The following is a 7,093-nucleotide window of genomic DNA, read 5'->3' as shown; positions in this document are numbered from 1 at the left end:
CCAAAGAAGAGACCTACACTTGCCATAGAATCATTACCTTTAATTTTGTCAGATGTTGGAGTGATAGAGTTAGTGGGAATATCAACCGATCCCAGTACCTTCCCAGCTTAGTTGAATTAGCCCTTTGGCAATAAATCCCGCACAGCCTAAAAAGAGTACCATCCATACAATGCGACGACCAAATACCGGAACATTACCTTGTTTCAAGACGTCTTTAATCGCCATACCAATTAAAAAAAAGATAGCAGCGAAAAGAAGATCTAAACCTATAGATTCAAGTAAGTTCATGTAGTCGTAAAGCATGGGAACCCTATATACCAATTTTGCTTGCGCGCACTATAGCATTGTTAATTCGTAAAGTTAATGCGCAGTGTTTGCAGAAATCTCATTTATCCAAATTTCGTTATTTACTTAAGAAATTTACGTATTGCTCTCAAAACTTCAGCTGGTTTYTCTGCGTGTAACCAGTGCCCAGTATTGGCAATAACATGCGCTTTTGCATGTTTAAATTGTGCTTGAACTGCAGCTTGGTGTTCACTGGTTAAGTAGTCTGAGTCGCCACCTTTAATAAAGATGGTAGGAATAGTCGTTTGAGATAGGGGCTTCCAGCCAATAATATCGCTATAATTTGAGATGAGTGACTCGAYATTGAATCGCCACTGCATGGTGTCTTCATGTTTATACAGTGATTTAGTGAGAAACTGCCTAACCCCGTCAATTTCGATATGTTCCGCTAACACTTTTAAAGCTTCTGAACGTGATTTCGGCTTTTCTTGCTCGACGGCTTGTAACCCTGCGAAGACATTGTCGTGGCGACGTTGTTGGTAAGCTACAGGCGCCATGTCTAGAACCACTAATTTCTCAATCGAAATAGACTCAATCTCCGTTAGTGCCATTGCAACTTTACCACCCATAGAGTGGCCAATAACCGTAACTTTTTTAAGATCTAAGCTCACTAGTAAGTCGGCAACATCTCGGGCCATTGATTGATAGTCATGCTTTTCACTATGGAAAGATTGCCCGTGATTACGAAGATCAACGCTAAGTATTTGATGATCTTCCCGAAGGTCTCTAGCTAAAAGCCCTAAATTATCCAAATTACCGAATAATCCATGGATCAAAACAATGGTGTGACCTGCACCTTCAATTTTATAGTTGAGCTGTACTGACATTTTATCTTATTCATGATGGGTTTAACGTAGAGTATCCGCGCGGATCTCGCTATAATCCCCCAGAGTTTAAACATTGAGATTGTGAAAAGCGAATGAAAACAATTGAGGTTGATGAAGACCTGTACCGCTACATAGCAGGTCAGACAGAACATATTGGCGAAAGTGCATCAGATATTTTACGCCGCTTATTGAATGTTGATGGTCAAAAAGCAGTTCAAATTCAAGCAGTAAGCCAGCCGAAAGGCATTGTAGTCAGTAAAGATGCTGGTTTCGTCCCGGCAAAAATTGATGGCGTTAAAGAAATGCGATCTCTACTTATTTCTGATGAGTTTGCTTCACTGAAGAAAGCCATTGATCGTTTCATGCTTGTTTTGTCTACACTGCACCATGTTGATCCTGGAAGTTTTTCTGAAGCAACTCAAGTTAAGGGACGCAAACGTGTTTACTTCGCTGATAATGAAGAAACACTACTTGCCAACGGAAATACGACGAAGCCTAAGGCTATCCCAAGCAGTCCGTTTTGGGTGATCACCAATAATAATACAAGTCGTAAAAGACAAATGGTTGATCAGCTAATGAGTCGAATGAATTTTCCTGTTGAATTAATTGAAAAAGTTACAGGTTCAATTTAAAGAAACCTGATTTAAACCTCATAATGTCCGATAACTAAACGATATTATGAGGTTTTTTTGTTTGTAAGTTTTATATATAAGGATGTCTAACATGGCTATGCACCCTCGTGCCGGGCAAAAAGCTCAGCAGGAAGATCTTCATAATATTCCGGCTTTAGTTGCTAACTATTTCTTGCAGCAACCGGATGCAACAAACCCTGATCATAAAGTACTTTTTGGTACTTCAGGCCACCGTGGTACAGCAGACAAATCTACGTTTAATGAAAATCATATTTTAGCAATTGCTCAAGCAGTCGCTGAGGTTCGTGCAGAGCAGGGGACGACTGGCCCTCTTTTCTTGGGTAAAGATACCCACGCGCTCTCAGAACCCGCGTTTTCGACAGTAATTGAAGTCTTGATCGCAAACGGCGTTGAAGTGGTTATCCAGGAGAATAATGGCTTTACTCCAACTCCAGGTATTTCACACGCGATTCTTACGCATAACCTAGTTAATGATAACAAAGCAGACGGCATTGTTATTACTCCGTCACACAACCCACCTCAAGATGGTGGCATCAAATATAACCCTACTCATGGTGGGCCAGCGGAAGCTGAATTAACTCAAGCAATTGAAGATCGCGCTAACGTTATTATTGCAGAAGAAATGCAAGGCGTTAAACGCACACCTATTGCACAAGCTAAGCAATCAGAGCTAGTGAAAGAAGTTGATTTAGTTGCACCATACGTTGCCGATTTGGTTAACGTGGTTGATATGGAAGCAATTCAGAAAGCAAACATCAAAATTGGTGTTGATCCATTGGGCGGCAGCGGTATTGATTACTGGCGTCAGATTGGTAAAGCGTACAATCTAGATTTAACACTAGTGAGTGAAGCTGTTGATCCTTCATTCCAATTCATGTCTTTAGATAAAGATGGTGTGGTGCGTATGGATTGTTCTTCTCCATACGCAATGGCTGGTTTACTGGCTCTTAAAGATGAGTATGCATTAGCGTTTGGTAACGACCCAGACTACGATCGCCACGGCATCGTTACGCCAAAAGGCTTAATGAACCCAAACCATTTCCTAGCGGTTTGTATTGACTACCTATATCGCAACCGTGAAGGTTGGGGCAAAGATGTCGCTGTTGGTAAAACACTTGTATCGAGTGCATTGATTGACCGTGTTGTCGCTGATCTAGGTCGAGAGCTTTGTGAAGTACCAGTAGGTTTCAAATGGTTCGTGGATGGTCTTTACAATGGTCAGTTTGGTTTTGGTGGAGAGGAGAGTGCTGGCGCATCTTTCTTACGTAAAGATGGTACGCCATGGTCAACAGACAAAGATGGCCTAATCTTATGCCTACTTGCAGCAGAAATTACAGCTGTAACGGGTAAAAACCCACAAGAGTACTATGAAGAGCTTGCGGCTAAACATGGCGAATCTAAGTACAACCGCATTCAAGCAGTTGCAAATGGCGCGCAAAAAGACGTGCTTAAGAAACTATCTCCAGAGATGGTTTCTGCTGAAACGCTTGCAGGTGACGTGATTACAGCACGTCTAACGCACGCCCCTGGTAACGGTGCCGCAATTGGTGGCCTTAAAGTGACCACTGAAAATGGTTGGTTTGCTGCGCGTCCATCAGGAACTGAAGATATCTACAAGATCTACTGTGAAAGCTTTAAAGGTGAAGAACACCTAAAAGCGATTGAAGCAGAAGCTCAAGAAATCGTTAATCAGGTATTTGCAGCCGCTGGACTGTAATAGAACACTGGCGAGTAGRATCGAAAAATAACTAGTGAAAGGGTTGATGTGAAAGCATCAGCCCTTTTATTTTTCTTGTTATGAGCGAATTTTGGAGTACTAAACTCAGCCATGCGGCCAGTTTTCTGGCATCACAAACCAAAATTTTCCTGATTGAGTTTGTCCATGAACAAAACGATCACCAAATTTAGTGAGAGGTTCGCCGGTGAACTCATTAGTGCCTGCTGCCCATTGGTCTTTTGTGAGGGGATAAAGGGCTTCACCGATTAAATGTGCTTGGTGTTGATAGCACCAAAACCCGTTTACTTGGCTAGAGTTAATATCGAACCCCAAACACTCTGTGGGTATGTTTTGTTCCAAGAAAGGGTTGGTGTATAGACGGCCTTGCATTAATAAATGTTCTGAGTCGATATCGATTTCAGGGTATTGCTCGACAAAGGCTGTTGAGGAAGACATGGCTAGTTGGTGGCTAAGCATCCGGTTGAGCTTCATGTCTAGTTGATCATGAGAGTTAGGGCCAAACCAGGTTTGCTCATGAAGTAAATAAAACTTAATCGCTACTTCCCAGTGCTGCAGTTTATGGTTTCGCTCTTCTTCTAGAATAAAGTCTATGGCACCTAAAGTTCGCCCTTCTACATTTATCTGTACTTCATCGTATTTAATCGAGTAATTAGATGAAGCGTTGATAATTTGCTCACACAGATGTTGGTAGAGAAAACCTAACCTAGGGTTACCTTGGTAGGTATGTAACGAGTCAATAGACTTATTACTGGCGAATACGCTGAGATCGGAAATTGGTGGCGTTATTTTCAGTAGCGGTGGTGAGTCTATGATCCATTGGTAAAAACGTTGCAGCGTTGTCATATCTTCCTCGTAAACATCTGTTCGGGGCTTTCGACATTCTACCCGTAAATTGCTATAACGACGTTATTATAAAGGTAAGCTGGAAATAAAAATGAATAATTTACAATTAGAAAAGCTTCTGAACGAAAAGCTCCAACCACAGCAGATAAAAGACTACTGTCCTAATGGTCTTCAAGTTGAGGGGGCGGCACATGTGAAGCGCATTGTTACTGGTGTTACAGCTTCTCAAGCATTGATTGAGAAAGCGGTTGAGTTAAAAGCAGACGCTTTACTTGTTCATCATGGGTTCTTTTGGAAGGGTGAGTCAGAAGCGATTCGTGGTATGAAAGGCAAGCGTATTCGTACCCTGATTAAAAATGATATTAACCTTTTGGGCTACCACTTACCTCTTGATATCCACCCTGAACTGGGTAATAACGCGAAATTAGCAGAGTTGCTAGATATTGAAGTAGAAGGCGGCTTGGAAGGACACCCACAATCCGTTGCCATGTTTGGCCAGTTGAAAACACCAATGACAGGCGCTGAGTTTGCAGACAAAATTGAGCAAATTCTGAATCGTAAGCCATTGCATATCGCTCCTGAAAACCAAGAAAAACCGATTACTACTGTTGGTTGGTGTACGGGTGGTGGCCAAGACTATATCGAGTTGGCGGCATCTAAAGGTTTAGACGCGTTTATTTCAGGTGAAATATCAGAGCGTACAACTTACTCTGCACGAGAGCTGGATATTCATTATTTTTCAGCAGGACACCATGCAACCGAACGCTATGGGGTTAAAGCTCTTGGGGAATGGTTAGCGGAAGAACATGGCTTTGATGTAGAGTTTATTGATATTGATAACCCAGTATAAAGCAGTTATGCGAATAGGGTTAAGGACTAAACTGGCTACTAATGCAACTTGCTCCTAACGAAAAAAAGAAAAGGTTGATGTTTTCACATCAACCTTTTTTAGTTTCAGATCTAAACTCTATTATTCACGTTCATGTAGAGGTTCGAAATCACGCTGCTCTTTACCAGTGTAAAGCTGGCGAGGGCGACCGATACGGTTTGTCGGATCGCTGTGCATTTCATTCCAGTGAGCAATCCAACCGATAGTACGAGACATCGCAAAGATTACAGTGAACATAGACACAGGAATACCGATAGCTTTCAGAATGATACCTGAGTAGAAATCTACGTTCGGGTACAGTTTCTTAGAAACAAAGTATTCGTCAGATAGAGCAATACGTTCAAGTTCCATAGCTACGTCAAGTAGTGGATCTTTAATTTCTAGCTCTTTAAGAACTTCGTGACACGCTTCACGCATTACCGTTGCACGTGGGTCGTAGTTCTTGTAAACACGGTGACCGAAGCCCATTAGGCGGAACGGGTCATCTTTGTCTTTTGCTTTAGCAACATACTCTTCGATGTTATCTACGCTGCCTATTTCTTCGAGCATACGAAGACAAGCTTCGTTTGCACCGCCGTGAGCTGGGCCCCAAAGTGATGCGATACCCGCTGCAATACATGCAAATGGGTTAGCACCTGAAGAACCAGAAAGACGTACAGTAGACGTTGAAGCGTTTTGTTCGTGATCTGCGTGTAGAGTGAAAATCTTATCCATTGCACGTGCAACGATTGGGTTCACTTCGTATTCTTCACATGGGTTAGCGAACATCATGTGTAGGAAGTTCTCCGCGTAGTTCAAATCGTTACGTGGGTAAATGAATGGTTGACCAATTGAGTACTTGTAACACATTGAAGCCAAAGTCGGCATCTTAGAAATTAGGCGGTAAGCCGCAATTTCACGGTGTGTATCGTTGTTGATATCTAATGAGTCATGGTAGAACGCTGCAAGAGCTCCTACAACGCCACACATAACCGCCATTGGGTGAGCATCACGACGGAAGCCGTGGAAGAAGCTAGCGATTTGCTCATGAACCATAGTGTGACGAGTAACGGTCTTCTTGAACTCTTCGTACTGAGCGCGAGATGGAGCTTCACCGTAAAGTAGAATATAACAAACTTCTAAGTAGTCAGCGTTATTGGCAAGTTGATCAATTGGGTAACCACGGTGTAGAAGGATACCTTTTCCACCGTCAATGAAAGTGATTTGAGATTCACAAGATGCAGTGGCAAGAAAACCCGGGTCGAAAGTAAAGAATCCGTTTGAACCCAGTGTGCGAACATCAATTACCGGAGTACCTAGTACACCTTCCGTAATTGGCAGTTCGATTGGCGCTTGACCTTCAATGTGAAGGGTAGCTTTCTTATCCGCCATAACAATCTCCTTTGTTTATTATTAATCCGTCCAGGATGTTTATGTGCCATTTTTTTACTGGTCTTAGCTCATAAAGTCAATTTTTCTACAGTTTTGTGTGCACTTGTTAGTGTTTTTTACATTAAATTCGTTAAAAATCTGTTCTGTGTAGCATTATTTGTTACACCAATTGTATTAGAATGTTGCCAGCCGTATAGTGGCGCTGAAAATTTTGGTCAAATCCTTATAAATTCAAGGCTAGAAAGAAATGTGAGGTGTCTTTCTTTGCTCTTAAAGTAACAATAATTTTACAAATGCTTAGGGTGTTATCTCAAAGGTTTGTTAAGGAAATGTTGCATTTTGTGGGTTTGGGACCAAAATTTGTCCATAACAATACCAAAAGTTATTTAATAACTGTAAATGCTCAATGGAGCTGAGTGAGCAAGCC

7 protein-coding genes are annotated in these 7,093 nt (G+C 41.9%); 3 read left to right on the top strand and 4 right to left on the bottom strand.

Annotated features, from left to right (window positions below):
* Window positions 1–81 precede the first annotated feature (81 nt).
* Together L4C33_RS17975 and L4C33_RS17970 are read right to left on the bottom strand one after the other, a co-directional pair.
* Window positions 82–303 (bottom strand): DUF2788 domain-containing protein, encoded by a 222-nt coding sequence (locus L4C33_RS17975; RefSeq protein ID WP_137355695.1) that lies wholly within the window; start codon window positions 301–303, stop codon window positions 82–84.
* Between the two features lie 104 nt (window positions 304–407).
* Complete coding sequence (locus L4C33_RS17970) at window positions 408–1,172, bottom strand: alpha/beta fold hydrolase (protein WP_428813784.1); 765 nt, start codon at window positions 1,170–1,172, stop codon at window positions 408–410.
* A 92-nt stretch (window positions 1,173–1,264) separates the two neighbouring features.
* Here L4C33_RS17970 and seqA point away from each other — a divergent pair, with 92 nt between their 5' ends.
* Both seqA and pgm read left to right on the top strand, forming a co-directional pair.
* Window positions 1,265–1,804, top strand: coding sequence for a replication initiation negative regulator SeqA (gene seqA, locus L4C33_RS17965; RefSeq protein ID WP_428813783.1), 540 nt, complete (start codon window positions 1,265–1,267; stop codon window positions 1,802–1,804).
* A 91-nt stretch (window positions 1,805–1,895) separates the two neighbouring features.
* Window positions 1,896–3,542, top strand: a complete 1,647-nt coding sequence (gene pgm, locus L4C33_RS17960) for a phosphoglucomutase (alpha-D-glucose-1,6-bisphosphate-dependent) (protein ID WP_428813782.1) — start codon at window positions 1,896–1,898, stop codon at window positions 3,540–3,542.
* 105 nt (window positions 3,543–3,647) lie between these two features.
* Here the strand turns inward: pgm and L4C33_RS17955 are convergent, their stop codons facing one another.
* Window positions 3,648–4,406 (bottom strand): DUF1853 family protein, encoded by a 759-nt coding sequence (locus L4C33_RS17955; RefSeq protein ID WP_428813781.1) that lies wholly within the window; start codon window positions 4,404–4,406, stop codon window positions 3,648–3,650.
* Window positions 4,407–4,497: 91 nt separating this feature from the next.
* Between L4C33_RS17955 and L4C33_RS17950 the strand changes: the two genes are divergently transcribed.
* Entirely contained in the window at window positions 4,498–5,256 is a 759-nt protein-coding gene (locus L4C33_RS17950; RefSeq protein ID WP_428813780.1) for a Nif3-like dinuclear metal center hexameric protein, read from the top strand.
* Window positions 5,257–5,376: 120 nt separating this feature from the next.
* Here the strand turns inward: L4C33_RS17950 and L4C33_RS17945 are convergent, their stop codons facing one another.
* Window positions 5,377–6,666 (bottom strand): citrate synthase, encoded by a 1,290-nt coding sequence (locus L4C33_RS17945; protein WP_428813779.1) that lies wholly within the window; start codon window positions 6,664–6,666, stop codon window positions 5,377–5,379.
* Window positions 6,667–7,093 lie beyond the last annotated feature (427 nt).

The organism is Vibrio makurazakiensis (assembly GCF_050337375.1).
Taxonomy (GTDB): domain Bacteria; phylum Pseudomonadota; class Gammaproteobacteria; order Enterobacterales; family Vibrionaceae; genus Vibrio; species Vibrio makurazakiensis.
This window is presented reverse-complemented; position numbering and strand designations above follow the sequence as displayed.

Excerpts from the sequence above, each read along its gene's own strand:
- L4C33_RS17975 (WP_137355695.1), bottom strand. The coding sequence starts at position 303 with ATGCTTTACGACTACATGAACTTACTTGAATCTATAGGTTTAGATCTT.
- seqA (WP_428813783.1), top strand. The coding sequence starts at position 1,265 with ATGAAAACAATTGAGGTTGATGAAGACCTGTACCGCTACATAGCAGGT.
- pgm (WP_428813782.1), top strand. The coding sequence starts at position 1,896 with ATGGCTATGCACCCTCGTGCCGGGCAAAAAGCTCAGCAGGAAGATCTT.
- L4C33_RS17955 (WP_428813781.1), bottom strand. The coding sequence starts at position 4,406 with ATGACAACGCTGCAACGTTTTTACCAATGGATCATAGACTCACCACCG.
- L4C33_RS17950 (WP_428813780.1), top strand. The coding sequence starts at position 4,498 with ATGAATAATTTACAATTAGAAAAGCTTCTGAACGAAAAGCTCCAACCA.
- L4C33_RS17945 (WP_428813779.1), bottom strand. The coding sequence starts at position 6,666 with ATGGCGGATAAGAAAGCTACCCTTCACATTGAAGGTCAAGCGCCAATC.